Annotated in this window: 21 protein-coding genes; 15 read left to right on the forward strand and 6 right to left on the reverse strand. The window is 61.7% G+C overall.

Features of this window, described 5'->3' with window-relative positions:
• Window positions 1–93: 93 nt before the first annotated feature.
• The 3 genes from PH551_RS09670 to PH551_RS09680 all read right to left on the reverse strand — a co-directional run bounded on the left by PH551_RS09670 (window position 94) and on the right by PH551_RS09680 (window position 1,666).
• A complete protein-coding gene (locus tag PH551_RS09670) occupies window positions 94–609 on the reverse strand; it encodes a GNAT family N-acetyltransferase (RefSeq protein ID WP_285192829.1) in 516 nt (171 codons plus the stop codon).
• 24 nt (window positions 610–633) lie between these two features.
• The gene (locus tag PH551_RS09675; RefSeq protein ID WP_285192830.1) at window positions 634–1,137 is read right to left on the reverse strand and encodes a cupin domain-containing protein; all 504 of its coding nucleotides are present in this window, start codon (window positions 1,135–1,137) and stop codon (window positions 634–636) included.
• Window positions 1,138–1,306: 169 nt separating this feature from the next.
• Window positions 1,307–1,666 (reverse strand): hypothetical protein, encoded by a 360-nt coding sequence (locus PH551_RS09680; RefSeq protein ID WP_285192831.1) that lies wholly within the window; start codon window positions 1,664–1,666, stop codon window positions 1,307–1,309.
• Between the two features lie 345 nt (window positions 1,667–2,011).
• Between PH551_RS09680 and PH551_RS09685 the strand changes: the two genes are divergently transcribed.
• The 3 genes from PH551_RS09685 (at window position 2,012) to PH551_RS09695 (ending at window position 5,288) form a co-directional block, all read left to right on the forward strand.
• Complete coding sequence (locus PH551_RS09685) at window positions 2,012–2,467, forward strand: 6,7-dimethyl-8-ribityllumazine synthase (protein ID WP_011424856.1); 456 nt, start codon at window positions 2,012–2,014, stop codon at window positions 2,465–2,467.
• A gap of 3 nt (window positions 2,468–2,470) precedes the next feature.
• Complete coding sequence (gene nusB / locus PH551_RS09690) at window positions 2,471–2,953, forward strand: transcription antitermination factor NusB (protein ID WP_064706868.1); 483 nt, start codon at window positions 2,471–2,473, stop codon at window positions 2,951–2,953.
• Between the two features lie 196 nt (window positions 2,954–3,149).
• Window positions 3,150–5,288 carry a sodium-translocating pyrophosphatase gene (locus PH551_RS09695; RefSeq protein ID WP_085777719.1) on the forward strand — a complete coding sequence of 713 codons (2,139 nt, stop codon included), beginning with the start codon at window positions 3,150–3,152 and terminating at the stop codon, window positions 5,286–5,288.
• A gap of 102 nt (window positions 5,289–5,390) precedes the next feature.
• On the opposite strand, the gene PH551_RS09700 is transcribed toward PH551_RS09695, so the two are convergent.
• Complete coding sequence (locus tag PH551_RS09700; RefSeq protein WP_085777720.1) at window positions 5,391–5,924, reverse strand: outer membrane protein assembly factor BamE; 534 nt, start codon at window positions 5,922–5,924, stop codon at window positions 5,391–5,393.
• 187 nt (window positions 5,925–6,111) lie between these two features.
• Here PH551_RS09700 and PH551_RS09705 point away from each other — a divergent pair, with 187 nt between their 5' ends.
• The 6 genes from PH551_RS09705 (at window position 6,112) to PH551_RS09730 (ending at window position 10,541) form a co-directional block, all read left to right on the forward strand.
• Window positions 6,112–6,702 carry a ubiquinol-cytochrome C chaperone family protein gene (locus PH551_RS09705; RefSeq protein WP_285192834.1) on the forward strand — a complete coding sequence of 197 codons (591 nt, stop codon included), beginning with the start codon at window positions 6,112–6,114 and terminating at the stop codon, window positions 6,700–6,702.
• A gap of 11 nt (window positions 6,703–6,713) precedes the next feature.
• Window positions 6,714–7,268 (forward strand): YceD family protein, encoded by a 555-nt coding sequence (locus tag PH551_RS09710; protein ID WP_085777721.1) that lies wholly within the window; start codon window positions 6,714–6,716, stop codon window positions 7,266–7,268.
• A gap of 99 nt (window positions 7,269–7,367) precedes the next feature.
• Complete coding sequence (gene plsX / locus PH551_RS09715; RefSeq protein WP_097598536.1) at window positions 7,368–8,414, forward strand: phosphate acyltransferase PlsX; 1,047 nt, start codon at window positions 7,368–7,370, stop codon at window positions 8,412–8,414.
• Window positions 8,415–8,434: 20 nt separating this feature from the next.
• Window positions 8,435–9,406, forward strand: coding sequence for a beta-ketoacyl-ACP synthase III (locus PH551_RS09720; RefSeq protein ID WP_064711301.1), 972 nt, complete (start codon window positions 8,435–8,437; stop codon window positions 9,404–9,406).
• Between the two features lie 106 nt (window positions 9,407–9,512).
• The gene (locus tag PH551_RS09725; RefSeq protein WP_085780035.1) at window positions 9,513–9,851 is read left to right on the forward strand and encodes an integration host factor subunit alpha; all 339 of its coding nucleotides are present in this window, start codon (window positions 9,513–9,515) and stop codon (window positions 9,849–9,851) included.
• A 147-nt stretch (window positions 9,852–9,998) separates the two neighbouring features.
• Window positions 9,999–10,541 carry a MerR family transcriptional regulator gene (locus PH551_RS09730; protein ID WP_064801706.1) on the forward strand — a complete coding sequence of 181 codons (543 nt, stop codon included), beginning with the start codon at window positions 9,999–10,001 and terminating at the stop codon, window positions 10,539–10,541.
• Here PH551_RS09730 and PH551_RS09735 read toward each other — a convergent pair whose 3' ends face one another.
• Window positions 10,542–10,889 carry a response regulator gene (locus PH551_RS09735; RefSeq protein ID WP_097598419.1) on the reverse strand — a complete coding sequence of 116 codons (348 nt, stop codon included), beginning with the start codon at window positions 10,887–10,889 and terminating at the stop codon, window positions 10,542–10,544.
• Window positions 10,890–11,160: 271 nt separating this feature from the next.
• On the opposite strand from PH551_RS09735, the gene PH551_RS09740 reads away from it, so the two are divergent.
• Window positions 11,161–12,807: an ATP-binding protein gene (locus tag PH551_RS09740; protein WP_285192835.1), complete on the forward strand. Its 1,647-nt coding sequence runs from the start codon at window positions 11,161–11,163 to the stop codon at window positions 12,805–12,807.
• Between the two features lie 36 nt (window positions 12,808–12,843).
• On the opposite strand, the gene PH551_RS09745 is transcribed toward PH551_RS09740, so the two are convergent.
• Window positions 12,844–13,158: a DUF1236 domain-containing protein gene (locus tag PH551_RS09745; RefSeq protein WP_085777724.1), complete on the reverse strand. Its 315-nt coding sequence runs from the start codon at window positions 13,156–13,158 to the stop codon at window positions 12,844–12,846.
• A 318-nt stretch (window positions 13,159–13,476) separates the two neighbouring features.
• Between PH551_RS09745 and bcsN the strand changes: the two genes are divergently transcribed.
• The 5 genes from bcsN to PH551_RS09770 are packed head-to-tail and all read left to right on the forward strand — an operon-like array spanning window position 13,477 to window position 22,530.
• Entirely contained in the window at window positions 13,477–14,457 is a 981-nt protein-coding gene (bcsN, locus tag PH551_RS09750; protein WP_285192837.1) for a cellulose biosynthesis protein BcsN, read from the forward strand.
• A gap of 54 nt (window positions 14,458–14,511) precedes the next feature.
• A complete protein-coding gene (gene bcsA / locus PH551_RS09755; RefSeq protein ID WP_285192838.1) occupies window positions 14,512–16,704 on the forward strand; it encodes a UDP-forming cellulose synthase catalytic subunit in 2,193 nt (730 codons plus the stop codon).
• The gene (locus tag PH551_RS09760) at window positions 16,701–19,130 is read left to right on the forward strand and encodes a cellulose biosynthesis cyclic di-GMP-binding regulatory protein BcsB (RefSeq protein ID WP_285192839.1); all 2,430 of its coding nucleotides are present in this window, start codon (window positions 16,701–16,703) and stop codon (window positions 19,128–19,130) included. The genes bcsA and PH551_RS09760 overlap by 4 nt, the downstream gene beginning before the upstream one ends.
• A complete protein-coding gene (locus tag PH551_RS09765) occupies window positions 19,127–20,173 on the forward strand; it encodes a family 8 glycosyl hydrolase (RefSeq protein ID WP_285192840.1) in 1,047 nt (348 codons plus the stop codon). Before PH551_RS09760 ends, PH551_RS09765 begins: the two co-directional genes overlap by 4 nt.
• Window positions 20,170–22,530, forward strand: coding sequence for a cellulose synthase (locus PH551_RS09770; RefSeq protein ID WP_285192841.1), 2,361 nt, complete (start codon window positions 20,170–20,172; stop codon window positions 22,528–22,530). Before PH551_RS09765 ends, PH551_RS09770 begins: the two co-directional genes overlap by 4 nt.
• The last annotated feature ends 39 nt before the right edge of the window (window positions 22,531–22,569 follow it).

Genomic DNA, 22,569 nt, shown 5'->3' on the forward strand with positions numbered 1-22,569 from the left:
GGCACGCTCTCGGGCATTCGCAATTCTGCGTTCCACGAGCATCGGCCTGTGTGGTGGACGCTCTGCGCTGCGTTACCCGCTTGGCGGAATTCCCTAACGCGAAAACTGAATGATCTCGCCGTTGTATTGCGTGCGGATGGTCTCGCGGAAACCGAGTTTGGCTGCGACCCGCAGCGAGGCGTGGTTCTCGGGACTGATGATGCAGCTCATCGGCTTTCCCGGAAAATGCGCCTCCGCCCAGCCGATCAGAGCCGTCAGCGCCTCTGTGGCATAACCGCGGCCGTGAGCCGCGGGCATCAGCGCCCAGCCGATCTCCATCGTTCCCTCGATCGACGGTTCCATATCGCGCCGGGCTTCGAGGAAACCAGCTTCGCCGATGAACCTACCGCTTTCCCTTTCCACGATCGCCAGAAAGCCGAAACCCATATTGTGCCACATGCCGGCGATGCGCAGCATGCGGCTCCAGCTCTGCTCGCGCGTCGACGGCGCACCGGTAATGAAGCGAACGACCTTTTCGTCCGCCCATAGCGCCGCATGCGCCTCGAAATCGTCGAGGCGGTGAGGGCGAAGCGTCAGTCGCTCTGTTTCCAAGGTGGGTATGTCGATCACGACGAATCCTTGTGGAAGTCGCGTTCAGGCGCCGGGCTCACCGTCCCAATAGTCGAGATCGCCTTCGGTCCTTCCGATATGGCGGAAGCGCCCGGTTTCTGTCGCGTCCCTGTTGGTCTTGGCAAGGAACTTTCCGGAATCGGGATATTCGACGATTTCGGTCTTCGCCATCGTCGAGATGCCGAGATAGACGAGGGTGGTTGTGCCGGTATTGATAAGCTGATGCGCCGTTTCCGGCCCGCCCGCCGGTGCGCCGAGCACGTCGCCTGCCTTGATCGGATGGCGCTCGTCGCCGAAACGGTATTCGCCGGTGCCTGCGATCACGTAGAACAGCTCGTCTTCGACATGGTGATTGTGGAAGGGGCAGCTCGATTTGCCGGATGGCACCTCATTGTAGCTGATGCCGAGGCCCGCCAGGCCGAGCAGCGCTCCGAAGGAGACGTCGGCGCCTTCGTAGAGCTCGCCCTGTTTCCAGTGGTCGAGCTTGAGATCAGCGATATTGATCACCGTTTTCGATTCCGCCGCCATGATGTTCTCCTGTTGCAGGATGAGAAACTATCATCTTGCTGGAAAATTCAATGGAAATCGCGCGCTGACCCGGGAAAATCCTCGGCATGGGCGGAGAGGAGAACGCCGCCCATGCTTCGAGCGCCGCACTTCGGATGGATGCGCCAGACGCTCTGTTGCTGTCGTGACCTCAGCGGACGTAGAAGGTCACGCTTCCGTCCGCCGCCTGTTCGGCATTGACGATGTTGCGGACATCGATCCCCTCGTTGTTCAGACGGTGTGCAAGCGATCTGTTGGCATCGATCGAGGCCTGGATGCCGCGTATGGCCTGCCCGGAGCGTTCCGGGGCCGAGCGCGGACCTGTCGTCTCGTCGTCGAGATTGTGCCAGTTGCGGACCTGCTCGACATTGAAGTTATTGCCCCGGAAGGTCCTGAGCGTCTGCTCGATGCCTTGGACGGAGTTCATTCCGATGCTCTCGGCCCGGCTGACGCCGGCAAATGCGAGAGAGGAGAGGGCTGCGGTGATGGTGATTGTGACAACGCGGTTCATGATTTAATCCTTTCATCTGCTTTGACGGTCGGCTGTCGTGCAGGGGATCGTCTGCGTCACGACAAGGAGTTGGCGTTGCCGTTTTCGCCATTCAATGGGTTAAGGCACTGAAAACACATTAAAAGTTCTTCATGAAAACAGCCTTCGAAATGCCGTTTTCCACGCTTCCGGAAAAGCGGATTTCGAAGGCTTGGCCGCCTCGGCAGGGATGGTGCGGCTATCCTCTTGCCGATATTTCCTCTTTCGCATTTGCGGCACCGGCCGAAAGTGCTTGCCATTCCGATGAAGGCATGTTTTGACCGCGGGCTGTCGAGTGGAAAAAGTGCCGCCAACCGAAGGTAAACAATGTCGAGAGAGACCGCTCCCCATATTTTGATCGTCGAGGCCCGCTTCTATGACGACATGGCCGATGCGCTGCTCGAAGGCGCGACCTTTGCGCTCGAGCAGGCCGGCGCCACCTATGAGGTCGTCACCGTTCCCGGCGCGTTGGAAATTCCAGCGGCGATTGCCATGGCGCTCGATGGGGACGACAATGGCGGCACGCATTATGACGGCTATGTCGCTCTCGGCATGGTCATTCGCGGCGAGACCTACCATTTCGATATCGTATCGAACGAATCCTCGCGCGCTCTGATGGACCTCGCGGTTAGTGAATCCCTTGCCATCGGCAACGGCATTCTGACCGTGGAAAATGACGAACAGGCTTGGGCGCGCGCCCGCCGTTCGGACAAGGACAAGGGCGGGTTTGCCGCTCGTGCGGCTCTGACGATGATCGCGCTGAAGCAGAAACTGGGTGCATAACGAATGAACGACGACAAGACGGAACGGCCGGTCAAGACTGCGAACCAGCGGGGCGCTGCCCGCCTGGCGGCCGTTCAGGCGCTTTATCAGATGGATGTCGGTGGCACCGGCGTTCTGGAAATCGTCGCTGAATACGAGGCGCACCGCCTCGGCCAGGAACTCGACGGCGCGACCTATCTGAAGGCCGATGCCGCCTGGTTCCGCTCCATCGTCTCCGGCGTCGTGCGTGATCAGGTCCGTCTAGATCCGCTGATTGCTGCAGCGCTGCAGGATGATTGGGCGCTGTCGCGCCTCGACAGCACGGTTCGCGCCATCCTGCGTGCCGGCGTCTTCGAGCTCCTCGATCGCAAGGACGTCCCGGTGGCGGTCATCGTCACTGAATATGTCGAGATCGCTCGAGCCTTTTTTGATGACGACGAGCCGAAGCTCGTCAACGCCGTACTCGACCGCATCGCCAAGCAGGTCCGCGGCGAAGCGAAGAAGTAACTCTTTAGCGCCGAACAATCTCACCTACGTCTTTCTTCGTACCGCAATGGTTTTCGGCCTTTGCGGACTTGACGCCACGTAATCGACCACGCAATCTCCCCACCGCTTAGCTGTGCATTTCTGTGGAGAGGAAGGCGAGTCGGCGGCGTATCTGCCGGAAAAGGAGTGAGTTCCGGCCTATGGAGGAAAGAGCGAAATGACCATTCTTTTATGCGTAATCGCATGCGGTCTGCTCTCGGTGGTCTATGCCGCCTGGGCAACCCGGTCGGTGCTTGCCGCCGATCAGGGCAACAGCCGGATGCAGGAGATCGCGGGCTACATCCGCGAGGGCGCCCAAGCCTACCTGACGCGTCAGTATAGAACCATCGCGCTTGTCGGCGTCGTTGTTTTCATCGCAGCCTGGCTGCTTCTCTCCGCCACCGCCGCCATCGGTTTCCTGATCGGCGCCGTACTATCAGGTGCTGCCGGTTTCATCGGCATGCACGTCTCCGTTCGCGCCAACGTGCGCACCGCCCAGGCAGCGTCCGCCAGCCTTTCCGCCGGCCTCGACATCGCTTTCAAGTCTGGCGCGATCACTGGCATGCTGGTGGCGGGCCTCGCGCTGCTCGGCGTCTCCATCTACTATACGATATTGACCGTCGGGCTCGGACATGAGAGCGGCTCGCGCGAAGTCATTGATGCGCTGGTGGCGCTCGGTTTCGGCGCCTCGCTGATCTCGATTTTCGCCCGTCTCGGGGGCGGCATCTTCACCAAGGGCGCTGATGTCGGCGGCGACCTCGTCGGCAAGGTGGAGGCCGGTATCCCCGAAGACGATCCGCGCAATCCGGCAACGATCGCCGATAACGTCGGCGACAATGTCGGCGACTGCGCCGGCATGGCCGCCGACCTTTTCGAGACCTATGCGGTCTCCGTCGTCGCCACCATGGTCCTCGCAGCGATCTTCTTTGCCGGCGCGCCGATTCTCCAGTCTGCGATGATCTATCCGCTGGCGATCTGCGGTGCCTGCATCATCACCTCGATCATCGGCACCTTCTTCGTCAAGCTCGGCTCGAACGGCTCGATCATGGGCGCGCTGTACAAGGGTCTCATCGTCACCGGCCTGCTGTCGATTGTCGGTCTCGGCGCCGCCACCTCGCTGACCGTCGGCTGGGGCTCGCTCGGCACGGTCGCCGGCGCCGACGTCACGGGTACGAACCTCTTCGTGTGCGGTCTCGTCGGCCTCGTCGTCACCGCCTTGATCGTGGTTATCACCGAATATTATACCGGCACCGGCAAACGCCCCGTCGTTTCGATCGCCCAGTCTTCGGTGACCGGTCACGGCACCAACGTCATCCAGGGTCTTGCGGTCTCGCTGGAATCGACTGCCCTGCCGGCCATCGTCATCGTCGGCGGTATTCTCGCAACCTATCAGCTCGGCGGCCTCTTCGGCACCGGCATCGCCGTCACCGCCATGCTCGGCCTTGCCGGCATGATCGTTGCGCTGGATGCTTTCGGCCCAGTTACCGACAATGCCGGCGGCATCGCCGAAATGTCGCATCTGCCGCCGGAGGTGCGCAAGTCGACCGACGCGCTCGACGCCGTCGGCAACACCACCAAAGCGGTCACCAAGGGTTACGCGATCGGTTCTGCCGGTCTCGGCGCGCTGGTGCTCTTTGCCGCCTACGCCAACGACCTGCAGTATTTTGCGGCCCACGGCGACCAGTATCCCTACTTCGCCAATATCGGCACGATCTCGTTCGAACTGTCGAACCCTTACGTCGTCGCCGGCCTGCTTTTCGGCGGCTTGATTCCCTATCTGTTCGGCGGCATCGCCATGACAGCCGTCGGCCGCGCCGCCGGTTCGATCGTCGAGGAGGTTCGCCGGCAGTTCAAGATGAAGCCCGGTATCATGCAAGGCACGGAAAAACCGGATTACGGCAAGGCCGTCGACCTGCTGACCAAGGCCGCCATCCGCGAGATGATCGTGCCTTCGCTGCTGCCGGTGCTCGCTCCCGTCGTCGTCTATTTCGGCGTGCTTCTGATTTCCGGCTCCAAGGCCTCGGCCTTTGCCGCCCTCGGCGCATCGCTGCTCGGCGTCATCATCAACGGCCTCTTCGTCGCCATCTCGATGACCTCGGGCGGCGGCGCCTGGGACAATGCCAAGAAGAGCTTCGAGGACGGGTTCGTCGACAAGGATGGCGTGCGTCACATGAAGGGCTCGGATGCGCACAAGGCCTCCGTTACCGGCGATACCGTCGGTGATCCCTACAAGGATACCGCCGGCCCCGCCGTCAACCCGGCGATCAAGATCACCAACATTGTTGCGCTGCTGTTGCTTGCCGTTCTCGCGGGCTGATGCAGATTGCAAAAGCGCAGCAGGCTGCCGTGGCGCTGAAAATACACCCATTGAAAAACCCGCCGGATCGCTCCGGCGGGTTTTTCATTGAAAGCGTGTCGATCAGCGCAGGCTGCTCGGATTTTGTGGCGTGCCACCGGCGCCGCCGCCGAACAGGCTGCGGGCAGCACTTGCTGCGCTGCCGCCGGAGAGCATCTGCTGCAGGAAGGTGAGTTCCTTGCCGCCGGTCGGCGTGACGCGCGAGATCGTATCGAAGACCTTGCCGTCCTGCAGTGTGTAATTGGCACGGCGGGTGACGACGCCGTTCTTGTCGAAATAAATGGCCAGGACGGTCTGGTCGACGACCTTCAGCTTCTGGAAGGCGACGGCGCGCGTGCGCCGCTGCGAAATATAATAGAAGACCTCACCGTCAAAGGTCGCCGTCGTCGATGGCGTGCCGAGCGAAAGCAGGACCTGTTCGCGGCTGGAACCTTCCGGAACGAGATTGAGCGACTGCTGATCGACGACATAGCCGCCGTTGAGCACTGTGCCGGTCTGGCAGCCTGAAAGAACTGATGTGGAGGCGATTATGAAGGCAATGGCCGCGCTGCTGAAGAGTTTCATGTCAGACTTGAAATACCGTTTCTTCAACGACATCTACTCCCTTGGGTGTCGATAGCAGCCATTTTGGGCCTTGCACGCTTTCCTCCTGCAAAACCATTGTGGCCATTCCGGGTCGAGTTTCCCGAATTCGCTTCGCTGGCGCCTCGAAGGCGTCGTCCCGAAGCTGGCCACGAACGGCATTGCAATTCGCGCCTGCTTCGGTAAACCAGCTTTCGAAATCATGCAACAAGGCCGGACGCCAGCCGGCGTGAAGAATGAGGCATTTCCGGAAAAAACAATGATCCTCCGGCTCTTCCGCAAGAAAAACAACAATCAGACGATCGTCGACAGGCAATATGCAGCGCTGACCGCAGCCGCGCGCATGCCCGATCTCTACGAGCGGCTCAATGTACCGGATACCGTCATGGGCCGCTTCGAAATGCTGTCGATCGTAATGATTCTGTTTTTTCGCCGCACGCGCGCCTCGGCCGTCAGTGGCCAAGAGATTGCCCAGGAGATCGTCGATGCCTTCTTTCAGGACATCGACTATTCGATCCGCGAGCTCGGCATCGGCGACAACAGCGTGCCGAAACGCATGAAGAAGCTCGCCGGCATGTTCTACGGACGGCTCGAAACCTATTCGAAGGCGATGGACGCCGGCGATGCCGAAGCGCTGGCGCTTGCATTAACGCGCAATATCTATCCGGAAACCGAGACGCCGGCCGATATGTCCGGCCTGGCCAACTGGATGATCGCCGCAGAATCTCATCTGTCTGCCGTTCCGGAAGAGCTGATCGCCAGCGGTTCGGCAACGCTGCCGCCGGTCGCCTGAAGGAGGAAACGATGAAGAACGATCGGGACGATGTTCCCTTCTCCTATCACGTCAAGGTCGGCCACATCTCGGCCAATCCCGTCGAGGTTCATATTGAGGCCGATGCCAGCGAGTTGAAGGCGCTTGCCGGGGCCTGGAGCGTCGTCTCCGTCGACGATCTCAGCGCCGATCTGCAGATCGCCCGCTGGAAACGCGACGGTGTCCGCATCAAGGGCCGCGTCCAGGCGAAGATCGTCCAGTCCTGCGTCGTGACGCTGGAACCGGTCGAAGCCGTGATCGACGAAAGTTTCGAGCAGATTTTCGTGCCTGAGGGTTCCAAGCTTGCACGCCAGCCCGGCAACGACGCCGGCGAGATGCTGCTCGATCCCGATGGTCCCGATCTGCCCGAGACCTTTGTCGGCGACACGATCGATGCCGGCGAGGTGGTTGCCGAATTCGCCGCTCTCGCGATCGATCCCTATCCCCGCAAGCAGGGTGTCGAGTTCAAGGGCCATATCGAGGATAGCGGCGAAAACGACAAAAAACCCTCCGCTTTCGCGGTCCTCAAGGACTGGAAAAAGGACTGAAGCACCTCTGGCATTTGACATAATTCAGTTGTATGCGACGCCAAAACCGGTATTTTGGCCCAAATTTCGCGCCTCGGCGAAAAGAAGGATCAGGGACGCGTGATCAGAATATCTCTCGACCTCATGGGTGGCGACTTTGGTCCCCAGGTTGTCATCCCCGGCGCCGCCAAGGCACTGGACCGGCATCCGGATATTTCCTTCGTTTTCTACGGTCTTAAAGAACAGTGCGATCCCTTTCTCGCCAAGTTCCCGAAACTCAAGGAAAAATCGGTCTTTCACGACTGTGAGCTTGCTGTCAGCATGGAAGAGAAGCCGAGCCAGGCGCTGCGCCGCGGCCGCTATATCTCGACCATGTGGCGCTCGATCGAGGCGGTGAAGACGGGCGATGCCGATGTCGCTGTCTCTGCCGGCAACACCGGCGCACTGATGGCGATGGCGAAATTCTGTCTTCGCACGATGGCCAATATCGAGCGCCCGGCGATCGCGGCGATCTGGCCGACGCTGAAGGGGGAGAGCATCGTGCTCGATGTCGGTGCGACGATCGGCGCCGATGCGCAGCAACTGATGGATTTTGCGCTGATGGGCGGCGCCATGGCGCGCGCGCTTTTCGAGATCGAACGCCCGACGATCGGCCTTCTGAACGTCGGTGTCGAGGAGGTGAAAGGCCAGGAAGAGGTCAAGGAGGCCGGCCGCCTGTTGCGCGAGGCGAATATCGATTCGCTCGAATATTCCGGCTTCGTCGAGGGCAACGATCTCGGCAAGGGCACGGTCGACGTTGTCGTCACCGAAGGCTTCTCCGGCAACATCGCGCTCAAGACCGCCGAAGGCACCGCCAAGCAGATCGCCGAATATCTGCGTGCCGCCATGTCCCGCACGTTGCTCGCCCGTATCGGCTATCTCTTCGCCAAGAGCGCCTTCGATATGCTGCGCGAGAAGCTCGATCCGAGCAAGGTCAATGGCGGAGTGTTTCTCGGGCTGAACGGCATCGTCATCAAGAGCCATGGCGGCGCCAACGCCGAAGGCATCGCTGCTGCCATCGAGGTCGGTTACGACATGGCTAAGAACGGCCTCAATCAGAAAATAGAAAACGATCTTAAGAAATATCATGCCAAGCGGCTGCCTCCCATAGGCCCGGAAGCGGCATGAGCTATGGGGTTCAATCGAATATGATCCGTTCAGTGGTTCGCGGATTCGGAGCCGCACTTCCGAAGCGCGTGATGACCAATCGTGATATGGAGGCCATCGTCGATACGTCGGACGAATGGATCGTCCAGCGCACCGGCATCCGCCAGCGTTACGTAGCCGGCGACGACGAGACGACGGCCTCGCTTGGCGAAGCCGCCGCGCGTGCGGCCCTTGCCAATGGCGGCCTGACGCCCGCCGATATCGATCTTATCATCTGTGCCACCTCGACGCCGGACAACACCTTTCCAGCAACCTCGGTCAACATCCAGAACCGTCTCGGCATGAGCCACGGTTTTGCCTTCGACGTCCAGGCCGTCTGCACCGGCTTCGTCTATGCGGTCACGACCGCGGACGCCTATATCCGCGGCGGCCTTGCAAAGCGCGTTCTCGTCATCGGTGCAGAGACTTTTTCGCGCATTCTAGACTGGAACGATCGCACCACCTGCGTGCTTTTCGGCGATGGCGCCGGCGCGATCGTGCTCGAGGCGGCAGAAGGCGAGGGCACGTCTGCCGATCGCGGTGTGCTGACCGCGCATCTGCGCTCCGACGGTTCGCACAAGGACAAGCTTTATGTCGATGGCGGACCGTCGACGACGGGCAGCGTCGGCAAGCTGCGCATGGAAGGCCGCGAGGTCTTCAAATATGCAGTCGGCATGATCACCGATGTCATTCAGGCCGCTTTCGATTCGACTGGGACAACTGCCGAAGACCTCGACTGGCTGGTGCCGCACCAGGCCAATCGACGCATCATCGACGGTTCGGCGAAGAAGCTGAACATCGATGCGGACAAGGTCGTCGTCACTGTCGACCTGCACGGCAATACCTCAGCCGCCTCGATCCCGCTCGCGCTTGCGACCGCTGCCGGCGACGGCCGCATCAAAAAGGGCGACCTCGTGATGCTCGAAGCGATGGGCGGCGGCTTCACCTGGGGCGCTGTTCTGCTCCGCTGGTAAGCACGAATCCTAAAAAACTGGCGGCGAACAAGAGCTTGACCGTGAGGCGCAAGACAAATACTCTTCGTTCGCTTTCAAAAAATATTTTGTAATGGGCGGGGAAACCATGACCGGAAAAACAGTGACGCGAGCAGACCTGGCGGAATCCGTTTTCCGCAAGGTTGGTCTTTCCCGGACCGAATCCGCTGAACTTGTGGAAACCGTCATCGACGAAATCTGCAACGCCATTGTGCGGGGCGAAACCGTCAAGCTTTCCTCCTTCGCCACCTTCCAGGTTCGCGATAAGAACGAGCGGATCGGCCGCAATCCGAAAACCGGCGAGGAGGTTCCGATCTCTCCGCGCCGGGTGATGACCTTCAAGGCTTCGAACGTGCTGAAGACGCGGATCCTCAAGGCGCATGTCGCCCGCAAGATCAAGCTGAAGCCGCAGAATCCGGCTCTCTGAGATCGGACTTCCTCTTGTTGGTGCGTGTTTTTTTCGCGCTGGTCGATCCCCTGTGCGCAACGTCGAGACATGACTTGAATTGTTGACGCCAAACCTTTGAAATATGGTGAGTCGCCGTTGGATTGAGCCTGCGAGGTTGCGTAGCATATGACGTTGGACAAGAGCCCCGATGCCTTTCGCACCATCAGCGAAGTCGCAGACGATCTTGATCTGCCGCAGCATGTGCTGCGCTTCTGGGAGACACGGTTTCCCCAGATAAAGCCGATGAAGCGCGGCGGCGGCCGTCGCTACTACCGGCCGGAGGACGTCGACCTCCTCAAGGGCATCCGGCATTTGCTCTATGATCACGGCTATACGATCAAGGGCGTGCAGAAGCTTCTGAAGACCAACGGCAACAAGTTCGTCATCTCGGTCGGCCACGGCGATCTCGCCAGTGTCGAGGCGCTTGCCTCGGGTGCGCAGGAGGCGGGCGCCGGGGAACCGCGTGTCGCCATGGCGGAGGAGGATCAGATTGTCGGCCGCGCCAAGCCGCCGATCACCCGCCGGTTCTTCAATTTCGTCGCCGGCGACGACGAGCAGCCGGAAGTGTCGATCGGCAAATCGAGCGTCGGCAAGGAAGACAGGGCGCTGCTTCAAGAGGCGCTCTACGACCTCCTGGAATGCAAGCGTCTGCTCGATCAGGTGCGCTGATTAGGTTCCGCAAAGCTGCTTCATCGCCTGTTCGAGCTCACTGAGCTGGAACGGCTTTCGCAGCACCGGGAGCGCGCTGGGGCTGCTGCCTTCCGGGGCGCTGCCATATCCCGTTGCGTAGAGATAGGGCTTGCCGCGTTCGTCGAGCAGCTTTGCGACCGGCAGCGAGCTACGGCCGGCGAGGGAGACGTCGAGGATTGCAGCGTCGAACTCCGCGTCCCTGGCGGTTGCGAGCGCCCGTTCCAGATCCGGCGCGCTCGCACGAACCCGATAGCCGAGATCGCTCAGCATGTCCTCGAGCAACATGGCGATCAGCGCATCGTCCTCGACAATGAATATGTCTTTCATGATCCCGTCCCCCCATTCCCCTGCCGGGGCACGAAGATTTATGTGGACCGCTCGCGAAGCGCGTCAAGACGCCACGCGCAGTGGTGGAAAACTTGTCGCACAAAACAGTGCAGCCGTTTTGAGACGCCGATATGTGTAAACATAAAAATCCAAGGTGCGGCAAGCGAATCTGAAAGATCGCGCCGCGCTTTGGAAACAGCATATTGCCCGGCGAAATTCGATGTGCAAAAGCTGGGATGCCGTTTCCGCGACGGCCGAGAAGGGGTGTGGAATGGATTTGTTGAGTGCCACGGATTGGCTGCGTCACAGGCCGGGCTATACCTATCCGCTGGCCGTTGCCTTCGTCGGTCTGACCTTTCTTCTAAGACTTGCCGCCAGTGATTACCTCTCCGGATTTCCTTTCCTGAGCTTCCTTCCGGCGATCCTGCTCGCAAGTTTCATAGGCGGCGCCGGGCCTGGCTTCGTGGCGGCCATGCTCGCCGGTTTCCTCGTCCAGCAGTTTTTCGTCGAGCCGCACGATGTCTTCTGGCCGGTGAGCGCCGGCCAATGGATCGGTCTTGCGACCTTTCTCATCAATGCGGTGATCATCATCGGTCTGATGGAAACGATTATTGTCGCCTATGGCAGGCAGAGTCGCCTCCGCAGCGAGCTCAACAGCTTCAATGCGCGCCTTGAGGAAACGGTGGTGCAGCGCACTGCCGAACTCAGGCATGAGATGGAAGAGAATGCCGCCGCCCAGGCGCAGGTGCGCCAGTTGCAGAAGATGGAGACGATCGGTCAGCTCACGGGCGGGGTCGCCCATGATTTCAACAATATGCTGGCAATCATCATCGGCAATCTCGATCTCGCTCAGCGGCGGATGACCGGACACGAGGATCCGCGCCTGCTGAACTCCCTTCAGAACGCCAGAGACGGCGCCCAGCGAGCCGCGGTATTGACCGCACGTCTTCTGGCCTTCTCTCGTCAGCAGCCGCTGGCCCCGGAGATGATCGACGTCAACAAGCTGGTCGGCGGCATGTCGGAGTTGCTGCGGCGCACGCTCGGCGAACATATCCGAATCGAGACCGTGCTTGCCGGTGGCCTCTGGCCGACTTTCGCCGATCTCAGCCAACTCGAAAACGCCATGCTGAACCTTGCCGTTAATGCGCGCGACGCCATGCCCGGCGGCGGTCATCTGACGATCGAGACCGCCAACACCGAACTTGACGAGCGATATTCGCGCATGCATTCGGAGGTCGAGGCGGGCCAGTATGTAATGATCAGCATCACCGACTCCGGAATCGGCATGTCGGCCGATGTAATCGACCGCGCCTTCGAACCGTTTTACACCACCAAAGGACCCGGCAAGGGAACCGGTCTCGGGCTAAGCCAAGTCTACGGCTACATCAAACAGAGCGGCGGCCACATCAAGATCTATTCGGAGATCGATCGGGGGACGACGGTGAAGATCTATCTGCCGCGTCATGTCGGCAAGGCGGATGCCCGCTTGGCCGCCGCCGGCGCCCAGCCGATTCCTCAGGGGAGCGTTAACGATACTATCTTGGTGGTGGAGGACGATGAACATGTCCGCACCATGACCGCCGAAAGCCTCCATGAACTCGGTTACAGCGTGTTGCAGGCGGCAAGCGGCGTCGAGGCGCTTCTCCTTTTGGAGGAGAACCCCGACGTCGATCTGATCTTCACCGATATCGTTATGCCGCAGATGAGCGGACGTCAGCTTGCTGATGCCGTTCAAGAAAAATGGCCGGCGATCCGGATTCTTTACACCACGGGTTACACGCGCAATGCCATCGTCCACAACGGCGTGCTCGACCACGGCGTCTCGCTGCTCGCCAAGCCATTCAGCCTGGAGCAACTCGCTCATAAGATACGTGAACTCTTGAACGTGCCGGTGAGCACGGGAGATGAGGGCACGTGAAGCCGTGCAGGACTATGCGTCTCCAGCCTCAATCCCTTATTCGAGAACCTGGATCACGCGGTGTGTCTTCGGCTCGACGATCACGCGCCGCTCGTTGACAACGGTGTAGGCATAGCCGTCGACATTGGGCACGGTATGGACTTCAATAGTATCCGGCAGCGTCGCGCCAACCGTGATTTCGCCGTCATAGACGACGGATGGCGTGTTTTGCTCCATGACATAGGTGCGCACCTCGCCAGGCAGGACGACGGAACCGGTTGGTGCGGGATCGGTGACGACCACCGTGCTCTGTGCGAAGGCGGCCGAGCAGATGGTCAGCATGGCGGCCGTAGCCAGCATGATCTTGCGCATGGGATAATCTCCTTTTTGAACTCTGGACATCAAGGCAACGCCGGCCAAACCGCATAGTTCCGCTACCGCCTTGGCGTCGTGGGAAGGCCGGCGCGCCGATTGTTTGTTGCGAAACCGGTTTATGCACCATAGGGTTGAGCTGTCCGAATCACGTTCAATGCGAGTCGTCTGGTGGCATCAGGGTCGGGCTCTTTACCCTTTGTTAACCATGTCGGCGATTTATGTCAGGTGAACGGCCGGGTGGCCGCTGATTCGACGGTCCGTCGCGTTTCGGTCTGCGAATGGATATCTGGAAAGACGATTACGGCGGCTCGAGACATGCGCTTGGGGAAGACGATATCGCTGTTGGCCGTGGTGGGTCTGATGGCCGGCTGCACGTCGACAGGCGGTGTGCGACAGCCTTCCGGACCGGAGACGGTGGCGCCTGAAAAGGCGCTGGTCCTGCCGCCGCCGGGCGGGCCGTCGATTGTCAATGTCGTCGAGCGCAAGCGCGGCAATGGCGTCGAGCAGACGATCTCGCTGTTCACCTCGTCTTCCGTACCCGGCCAGAATTTTCTGAAAGCCGAGTTCTTCGGCGCTTCCGGGGCCAATCCCGGGATGGGCAATGCCAGCTTCAGGATGATCAACGAGAGCGGCATTGCCCGCGAGGTGGCCCGTTCGGCTCCCGGCGTGCCGATGGCGACATCGGCGACCTTCCTGCAGAACGCCTATGGCCCCTTCGGCTATGCTTCCGGCCGCAGCCGCGCCGGCGATACCTGCATCTATGCATGGCAGCAGATCCGCTCGAGCGCGGCCGCCAATACCCAAGCGCGCAATTTCGGCATGATCCAGCTGCGCCTGCGCCTGTGCGATGCTCGCGCAACCGAGCGCCAACTGCTCGGCATCGTCTACGGCTATACCATCACCGGCACCTTCGACGGCCCGACCTGGAATCCGTATGGTAACCCGCCCCCCGCCAGCGCGGCGCTCGGTCTTACCGGTGAACCGATCTATCCCGATGAGGGTGGATATCGCGCCAGCCCGATGCCGCTCGGCTATGAGCCGGCCCCTGCCGTAGTCCGCCTGCCGCGGACAGCTCCGGTTCGCAGCGCCCCAAGCCAGCAACCGGTGCAGGACGCCGCGCCCTTGCCGACGCCGATCGGTCCGCGCGTGCCGCTGCCGAGCGAGGCGCCACAGACGAGTGCCGCGCCGGATCCGGCCGCCGCGCCACTGGAACAATCGGCAAGAGCGATCGGCGTCACGGTGCCCTCGCCGGATTGCATAGGCGACGCGGCCATGACGGCCGTCTGCCGGAGATAGAGTATGCCCCCGGGGTAACAGACGGTGCCCCGGCGCAATTTCGAAGGAACGTCGATGCGCAAAGCCCGCAGTGTCTTCATATGGGCCGTTGTTTCGCTCTGCATGATCGTGCTGATCACTCTGCCGGTTAATCTGCAGACCCAGCTCATCACCAGCATTACGGTCGTTTCGGTGATGGCGCTCATTAAGATTCTGAAGGGCGAGGGGACATGGCGCCTGGTGGCGCTTGCCTTCGGAACGTCGATCGTGCTGCGCTACGTTTATTGGCGCACCACCAACACCCTGCCGCCGCTGAACCAGCCTGAGAATTTCATTCCCGGCTTGCTGCTCTACCTTGCCGAAATGTACAGCGTCGCGATGCTGGCGCTCAGCCTTTTCATCGTCGCCACACCGCTCCCGCCGCGCCCATCGCGAGCCGCCAATCCCGGGCGCTTGCCCCATGTCGATGTGTTCGTGCCTTCTTATAACGAGGATGCCGGCCTTCTCGGAAACACGCTGGCTGCCGCCAAGGCGATGGACTATCCGGCCGACAAGCTGCATGTCTGGCTGCTCGACGACGGCGGCACCATGCAGAAGCGCAATTCCGGCAAGTTGCTCGAGGCCCAGGCGGCGGCGGCCCGCCATGGCGAGCTGAAGCAGCTCTGCCAGGATCTTGACGTCACTTATCTCACGCGCGACCGCAACGAGCATGCCAAGGCCGGCAATCTCAACAACGGCATGAAACATTCGATCGGCGAACTCATCGCCGTTTTCGACGCCGACCACGCGCCGGCTCGCGATTTCCTGCTCGAGACGGTCGGCTACTTCGAAGACGACCCGAAGCTCTTTCTCGTCCAAACTCCGCATTTCTTCATCAATCCCGACCCGCTCGAACGCAATCTGCGCACTTTCGAAAAAATGCCGAGCGAGAATGAGATGTTCTACGGCATCATCCAGCGCGGCCTCGACAAATGGAATGCCGCCTTTTTCTGCGGCTCGGCTGCAGTCTTGAGCCGCAAGGCGCTCGAATCCCAGAACGGGTTTTCGGGCATCAGCATTACCGAGGATTGCGAGACGGCGCTGGCTCTCCATGGCAGCGGCTGGAACAGCATCTATGTCGACAAGCCGCTGATCGCCGGGCTGCAACCGGCCACCTTCGCGAGCTTCATCGGCCAGCGCAGCCGCTGGGCGCAGGGTATGATGCAGATCCTGCGCTTCCGCTTCCCGCTTCTGAAGCGCGGCCTGTCGATCCCGCAGCGTCTGTGCTACATGTCATCCACGCTTTTCTGGCTCTTCCCGTTCCCGCGCACGATCTTCCTGTTTGCGCCGCTCTTCTACCTGTTCTTCGACCTGGAAATTTTCACGGCCTCCGGCGGCGAATTCCTTGCCTATACGCTTGCCTATATGCTCGTGAATCTGATGATGCAGAATTACCTCTACGGATCCTTCCGCTGGCCCTGGATTTCCGAGCTTTACGAATATGTCCAGACGGTGCATCTGCTGCCAGCTGTCGTCTCGGTCATGCTCAATCCGCGGAAGCCGACCTTCAAGGTTACCGCCAAGGATGAATCGATCGCCGTCAGCCGCCTGTCGGAGATCAGCCGCCCCTTCTTCGTGATCTTTGCGGTGCAGATAATCGCGCTCGTCATTACCTTCTACAGGATCTATGCCGAGCCCTATAAGGCCGACGTCACACTTGTCGTCGGCGGGTGGAACATGATCAATCTGATCATGGCCGGCTGCGCACTCGGCGTCGTATCGGAACGTGGCGAGCGCGCGTTGTCCCGGCGCGTCCGCGTCAACCGGCGCTGCGAGTTCTATGCCAACGGCAAGTGGTATGCGGCCTCGATAGAGGACGTCTCCGTCCATGGCGCAAGGCTGCATATCTTTAACAAGCATCTCGATGAACTGCTCGTCGGCGCCCCCGGCGAGATGCGCTTCCGGCCCTATAGCGGTGCAGACCTGGAAACCCTGCCGCTGATCGTCCGCAACATCGAGCCATCAGGCGATATCAGCAATGTGGGCTGCCAATACGTGCCGAAAAGCGCGCTTGATCATCGCCTGATCGCCGATCTGATGTTTGCCAATTCCGATCAGTGGACCCAGTTCCAGGAATCTCGGCGCCGCAATCCCGGCCTCATTCGCGGCACCATCTGGTTTCTCGGCCTGTCCCTCTATCAGACCAGCCGTGGCCTGGTTTACCTCTTCCGCAGCATGCGGCCGGAGCGGGAGGCGCAGCAGCGAGCGGCAAAGGTCAATGCCGGATGAGAAAGATCGTCGCCGCCGCGCTCCTCCTGTTGCATGCCCCCGCTGTCACACATGCGCAGACGGCGCCCTTCGACATGTCCGGCGAGCGTCCGCCCGGCGCGTCTACTGCCCCGAGATTGACGCCGCCAGCTCCGCCCGCAGCGACGGCGCCGGTACCGGTCACGCCCCCCATTTCCGTAGCGCCCGCGCCCGCTCCTGCGCCGATCACTGTCGTGCCGCAGCCGGCAGCGCCGGCGCCTCAGCCCGGCGCGGCGAATGCCGCTTCGCAGCCGCGCCACCGCGATATCAGGCGTTATCTAGTGCCCTTTTCGAAATTCAGCCTCAGCGGCGAATATGACCGCCGGTCATGGTCTGTCTATCTGACGCCCGAGCAGGCGGCCGCCAAGGCAAGTTTCACCTTCGCCTATCAGAATTCGATCGTCGTCGCGCCGGAAGCATCCGCGCTGACCGTCTATCTCAACAATCGTCCGATCGGTCAGCAGCGGGTCAGCTCGGCGGACGGCTCTTCCGCCGTCACTTTCGAAGTTCCCCCCGGCCTGTTGCAGCCGGGCGCCAATCTCGTGACCTTCCAGGCAGAGCAGCGCCACCGCACCGACTGCAGCATCCAGTCCACCTATGAATTATGGTCGAATATCGATCCGGCCGGAACCTACCTGAGCTTTGCCGGCGGGAATGCTGCGGAGCTTTCGAGCGCCGACGCGATCCGCGCTATCGGCATCGATGGCGCGGGCAGGACGGAGTTCGATATCGTCGTCCCGGCGCTGGAGCAGCCGGGGACGACCAAGCCGTTGTTGCGGCTGGCACAGGGCCTGTCGGTGCTGAGCAGCATGCCGAACCAGATATTTGCCTTCAGCGCCGCCTCCCTTCCGGCCGCCGGTCCTGGCAAGCTCGGTGTGCTCGTCGGGACCGCCGCGGAGCTGCGGCCGTTCTTTCCCGACCTGCCGCCCGGGGCCGAAAGCGCGCCGCTCGCCGCTTTCGTGACCGATCCGCGCAGCGGCTCGCCGGTGCTTCTGATCAGCGGCCCCTCTTGGCAAGCAGTCTCCTCCGCGATCGATACCATCGTTTCGCCGACTGACAGGTCCGCGGACGTCCGCCGCGATGCACTGACCACCGAGCGCTGGAGCGCGCCGAATGCGCCGCTGGTCTTTTCCGACACCAGCATCGCCCTCTCGCAACTCGGCGTGAAGACCACGGAATTTTCCGGCCGGCGGTTCCGCACCAGCTTCAATGTCGCCGTGCCGGCCGACTTCTATGCCAATGCCTATGGCGAGGCCAAGGTGCTGCTCGACGCCGCCTATACCGACAATGTGCTTCCCGGCAGCCATATCGATATCTACGTCAACGACAACATCGCCTCCACCGTGCCGCTTACTTCGACCACCGGCGGCATTCTCCGTCATCTGCCGATCCGCGTGACGATGCGCCACTTCAAACCCGGCCTCAATATGATTGCGATCGAGACGATCCTGATGACGAAGGACGATGCCGCTTGTGCTCCGGGTGCTACCGCCGGCGCCAATCCCCGTTTTGCCCTGTTCGATACCTCCGAAGTGCACATTCCGGATTTTGCCCGCGTCGGGCAGCGTCCGAATCTGGCCGCAATGTCCGGCACAGCTTATCCCTATGGCCGGGCAACGGAACCGACGCCGCTCTTCATCGATCGCGTCGATGCCGATACGCTTTCGGCCGCCGCTACGCTGCTCGGTCAGATGGCGGTGATGGCCGGTCATCCGATCGCCGTCGAAACCGTGGCCTCGCCGAATACGATCGGCGATCGGGACGCCATCTTCATCGGCTCGATTTCGCAGATGCCGGCAACCGCATTGACGCAGGCCAACATCTCGACGGCGAGCCAAGCCTCGTGGCGTCCCGTGGCCGACACGCAGCCAGGCGTCGTCGATACCGGCACGGCCTTCGAGGAGTGGAATTCCAAGGTGAGCGGCGGTATCTTGCGCAGCCGCATCACTGCTTTCCGTGAATGGCTGGGGCGCAATTTCGACATCACCCGCAGTTCGCTGCAGTTCATCCCCGGGGCCGAGACGGTCTTCACCCCCTCCAACGCCGACACGCTCGTGGTTGCGCAAGGCTCCAGCCCCCTGGGAGAGGGTTCGTGGACCGTGGTGGCGGCACCCTCGGCAAAGGATCTGCGCGAAGGGCTCGAAGTGCTGACCGGTCAGTTGAACTGGCCGCAGATATCAGGCCATATCACCACCTATTCGAGCAAGACGGGCAAGATCGATGCGGTGCCCGTCACCCGCTTCGATTTCGTCCCATCCACGCCTTGGTCGATCGCCAATTACCGCTTGATCGCCGCCAATTGGTTGTCGACGAATATCCTCTCCTATGCTTCGCTGCTCGTCGTCTTCGTGCTGCTGATCGGCGTCGCTACCTCGCGCATGCTCAAAACGCTGGGCCGGTCCAAATGAGGTGGTGGCGCGTGCTTCTGATTGCGGCGACGGTTACATTCGCCCCCGTAAGCCCGTCCGCCGCTGCACAGCAGGCGATGATCAATGCCGATGCGTGGTCTGCCTATAAGGCGAAATTTCTTGATGCGAGTGGCCGGATCATCGATAACGGCAATGGCAATATCAGCCATAGCGAAGGACAGGGCTATGGCATGCTGCTCGCTTATCTCTCGGCGAGCCCCGCGGATTTCGAGCAGATCTGGTATTTTACCCGTACCGAGCTGCTGTTGCGCGACGATGGCTTGGCCGTCTGGAAATGGGATCCCAACGTCAAGCCGCACGTGACCGACACCAATAATGCCACGGATGGCGACATGCTGATCGCCTATGCCCTGGCGCTTGCCGGCACCGCATGGAAGCGCGACGACTATATCCTCGCCGCCTCCCGCATGGCGCAGGCGCTGCTTGCGAAGGCCGTCGTCCACTCGGCGGGCCGGACGCTGCTGATGCCGGGCAGCGAAGGTTTTGGCGCCGCCGATCGTGACGACGGCCCCGTCGTCAATCCTTCCTACTGGATTTACGAGGCAATGCCTGTCATGGCAGCGCTTGCTCCCTCCGATGCCTGGAAAGAGCTGTCGGACGACGGCGTGGCGCTGTTGAAGACGATGCAATTCGGTCCGCGCAAGCTTCCTGCCGAATGGGTCAGCCTCAGTGGCCCACCGCGACCGGCAGAGGGTTTCGACGCCGAATTTGCCTATAATGCCCTTCGCATCCCGCTCTATCTCGCGCGCGGCGGCATCACAGACAAGGCGCTGTTGAACCACCTGCGAATGGGGATGTCGCAGAATGGCATTCCGGCCACGATCGATCTGACCACAGGCCGGCCGAAGACCGTGTTGCTGGATCCGGGTTATAGAATTGTTAACGATGTTGTGGCCTGTGTGGTCGACGGGACCAGGCTGCCGGTCTCGGCTCTGCAATTCGCACCCACGCTCTATTATCCGTCCACGCTTCAATTGCTGGGGCTGGCCTTTATCGGGGAGAAGCATCCGGAGTGTCTGTGAAAGCTTCTCTCGTGGCGATGTCAGCGGCAGTCGTGGTGGCGACCCTCGTCACCGGACTGAAGGATCGTGGCGCCCTGCAGCAAAAGCTCGGCCTTGGCTCCGCAGACAGGCGGGGGCCGGAGCTGTTGATGATGGGCCGCATCAAGCCGGACGACGCTCCCGCGGGCAATTCCGAATTCAATGCCGAAACCGTCGCCGACAGGATCGAAGCGATCACTTCGTCACCGGCACCGGGCAGCGGTGAGTCGAATGTCGCTGCAGAGCAGCCGGCAGCACCGCAACCCGATGCGCCTCAGACAGCTGCGGAGCCGGCCCCGGTCGCGCCGCCGATCGTTTCCGAGCCGCCGGCGCCTCAAAAGGCTGCGGCGCCCGCGCCGCCTGCCGTCGATGAAAGCGCGCTTCGCTATTTTGCCAGCCGGGGCGACAAAGTGCGCCTGCAGGCCGAAATCTCTCGGCTTCAGGCGCTTTATCCCAACTGGGTTCCGCCGGCCGATCCGCTCGCCGTGCCGCAAAACGGCGACAAGCAGCTCGAGGCCATGTGGAAGCTTTATTCCGATGGCCGCTATGCCGAGTTGCGCAAAGCGATCGCTGACCGTCAGGCCGCCGACGCCGGATGGCAGCCGCCGGCCGATCTGCTCGAGCGGCTTGGTGTCGCCGAGGCTCGCTCCCGCCTCATCAACGCTTCGGATCTCAGGCAATATGCGACCGTGGTCGATATCGCCGCGGCAACGCCGAGCCTGCTCACCTGCAGCGAGGTCGACGTGCTCTGGCGTGTCGCCGAAGCCTTCATCCGGACGGAGAGGGCGCAGCGCGGGCAGGATGCTTATGCCTATATCCTGAAGAACTGCACCGACGCTGCCGAACGGCAGGCGACGGTCGAAAAAGCCTCGACCCTGCTCGACTACCAGCCGATGCAGGCGCTGCTGGCGCTGGAAAAACCCGCTGTCGACGGCAGCAGGGAATTCGATGCAATCCGCGACAACCTTGCCCGGCGTTTCGTCGCTGAAAGCAACGACGATCCGAAGCTCGCCATTGCGCCGAACTATATCGCTCACCTCGAAAAGCTCGCCGAAAGCCAGGGACTGGCCTCCGATGCGCTGCTGCTCGGCTGGCACCAGCTTCGCCGCAACAACCCTGCCGATGCCGAAAAGTGGTTTCGTGCCGCCCGCGACAGGGAGGATACGGCGGCCGCCTCGCAGGGGTTGGCGCTGGCGCTGATCGCTCGCAAGGCGCCGCGGGAAGCCGAGGACGTGATGTTCCGCTGGCGCGCCGATTCCGATGATGCGACCGCGACCTATCTTGCCGCCACCGCCAACCTGATGGCGCTGCAACCGCCGGCCGATCTGACCGAGGACGTGCTTCATCGGATCGCAGCCGAAGTCATCGCCCGGAAATATGTGCCGACGGCGCAGCAGTTCGGCTGGTATGCCCGTTCTCTCAACCAGTTCCAGACCGCCGCGCGCTGGTTCGAGACCGCGCTGGCCTGGAAACCGGACGACGAACCGTCCGCCTATGGCCTTGCCGTCACGCGTGAGCAGCTGAACGACCGCAAGGGTGTCCTCGACCTCCAGCGCGGCTGGGCAGGCCGGTCGGCGCGAATCGCCAATCTTCAGGACACTTCCTTGCTGGCGTCGAGCGCCGATACGCAGTCCGCAAAAGCGCCGCTCGCGGCGCAGCAGCCGGGCCAGCCGGTAGAGCCGCAGCGTCCGGCCGCTTCCACGGCGCCGCTTCCGGCCGAGCCCCCGACTGTGCGGCAGCCGGAACCGGAGGTCGCCATCCGCGCCGCAAGGCCGGCGATGCAGACGGTGACTGTCGAGCGCGGTCCGCGCCAGGCGCGGGACTGCTCGACGACCATCGACGCGGGACGATTGGGGCCGGGCGAGGCGCTGTCGCGCGGCTGGTGCCTGATGGATATCAACCGGCCGATGGAGGCGGTCTCGGCCTTCGAGACGGCGTTGCAGAGCCCGGTCCGCAAGATCCGCGAAGACGCAGCCTATGGTCAGAGTCTCGCCTATCTGCGCGCCGGTCTTTCCAGCAATGCCGCCGTTGCGGCAACTAGGGCGCCGCAGAGCCGCCAGCGCGCTGCCGAACTGCAGGTGGCGATCCTCGCCGATCGCGCCTTGTCGGCCTTCGACGCGGGACGTTACCGTGAAACCCTCATCTATCTCGATCAGCGCGCCCAGTTGCAGCAGGAGCGCATCGATCTGATGGTTCTGCGCGGTTACTGCTATCTCAATCTGAAAATGTATGATGACGCGATGCGGATCTTCGAAGCCGCCGCCGCGACCGGCAATCGCGACGCCGCACGTGGTCTGGCCGATGTTCGCAACGTCACGCATCCCGATGTCAACGACTGACGTTGACGCCGTCGCCGCTCTCGGCTACTCGCCTGCCGG

The organism is Rhizobium atlanticum (assembly GCF_030182485.1).
Taxonomy (GTDB): Bacteria; Pseudomonadota; Alphaproteobacteria; order Rhizobiales; family Rhizobiaceae; genus Rhizobium.

Coding starts and splice junctions, on each gene's coding strand:
- PH551_RS09675 (WP_285192830.1), bottom strand. CDS start 1,137: ATGGCGGCGGAATCGAAAACGGTGATCAATATCGCTGATCTCAAGCTC.
- PH551_RS09680 (WP_285192831.1), bottom strand. CDS start 1,666: ATGAACCGCGTTGTCACAATCACCATCACCGCAGCCCTCTCCTCTCTC.
- PH551_RS09685 (WP_011424856.1), top strand. CDS start 2,012: ATGTCGAGAGAGACCGCTCCCCATATTTTGATCGTCGAGGCCCGCTTC.
- nusB (WP_064706868.1), top strand. CDS start 2,471: ATGAACGACGACAAGACGGAACGGCCGGTCAAGACTGCGAACCAGCGG.
- PH551_RS09695 (WP_085777719.1), top strand. CDS start 3,150: ATGACCATTCTTTTATGCGTAATCGCATGCGGTCTGCTCTCGGTGGTC.
- PH551_RS09700 (WP_085777720.1), bottom strand. CDS start 5,924: ATGTCGTTGAAGAAACGGTATTTCAAGTCTGACATGAAACTCTTCAGC.
- PH551_RS09705 (WP_285192834.1), top strand. CDS start 6,112: ATGCAACAAGGCCGGACGCCAGCCGGCGTGAAGAATGAGGCATTTCCG.
- PH551_RS09710 (WP_085777721.1), top strand. CDS start 6,714: ATGAAGAACGATCGGGACGATGTTCCCTTCTCCTATCACGTCAAGGTC.
- PH551_RS09720 (WP_064711301.1), top strand. CDS start 8,435: ATGATCCGTTCAGTGGTTCGCGGATTCGGAGCCGCACTTCCGAAGCGC.
- PH551_RS09725 (WP_085780035.1), top strand. CDS start 9,513: ATGACCGGAAAAACAGTGACGCGAGCAGACCTGGCGGAATCCGTTTTC.
- PH551_RS09730 (WP_064801706.1), top strand. CDS start 9,999: ATGACGTTGGACAAGAGCCCCGATGCCTTTCGCACCATCAGCGAAGTC.
- PH551_RS09735 (WP_097598419.1), bottom strand. CDS start 10,889: ATGAAAGACATATTCATTGTCGAGGACGATGCGCTGATCGCCATGTTG.
- PH551_RS09740 (WP_285192835.1), top strand. CDS start 11,161: ATGGATTTGTTGAGTGCCACGGATTGGCTGCGTCACAGGCCGGGCTAT.
- PH551_RS09745 (WP_085777724.1), bottom strand. CDS start 13,158: ATGCGCAAGATCATGCTGGCTACGGCCGCCATGCTGACCATCTGCTCG.
- bcsN (WP_285192837.1), top strand. CDS start 13,477: ATGCGCTTGGGGAAGACGATATCGCTGTTGGCCGTGGTGGGTCTGATG.
- bcsA (WP_285192838.1), top strand. CDS start 14,512: ATGCGCAAAGCCCGCAGTGTCTTCATATGGGCCGTTGTTTCGCTCTGC.
- PH551_RS09760 (WP_285192839.1), top strand. CDS start 16,701: ATGAGAAAGATCGTCGCCGCCGCGCTCCTCCTGTTGCATGCCCCCGCT.
- PH551_RS09765 (WP_285192840.1), top strand. CDS start 19,127: ATGAGGTGGTGGCGCGTGCTTCTGATTGCGGCGACGGTTACATTCGCC.